This is a genomic window from Planococcus chinensis, assembly GCF_020071995.1.
GTDB lineage: Bacteria > Bacillota > Bacilli > Bacillales_A > Planococcaceae > Planococcus > Planococcus chinensis_A.
This window is the reverse complement of the sequence record NZ_JABWTK010000058.1, coordinates 1-267: the sequence shown is the minus strand read 5'-3', so window position 1 is coordinate 267 and position 267 is coordinate 1. Positions and strand designations below refer to the sequence as shown.

Below are 267 nucleotides of genomic sequence, written 5' to 3'. Positions count from 1 at the left end.
TCTGGCGTTTGCCTGATCAGTAGTTGTGCTCGGATCGCTTTGCGACGATCCTCGCATAAATTCGTTTTCGCGCCAAGGCGCTCAAACAATTTATGTTGACGTTTTGCTGTTCAGTTTTCAAGGTTCAATTGAATAAATAATGGTGGAGCCTAGCGGGATCGAACCGCTGACCTCCTGCGTGCAAGGCAGGCGCTCTCCCAGCTGAGCTAAGGCCCCATTGAATGGTCGGGAAGACAGGATTCGAACCTGCGACCCCTTGGTCCCAAA

1 tRNA gene is annotated in these 267 nt (G+C 51.7%); it reads right to left on the bottom strand.

The features are described 5' to 3' along the window. Window positions 1-140: 140 nt before the first annotated feature. Window positions 141-216 (bottom strand) — tRNA-Ala (locus HU147_RS19300). Window positions 217-267 lie beyond the last annotated feature (51 nt).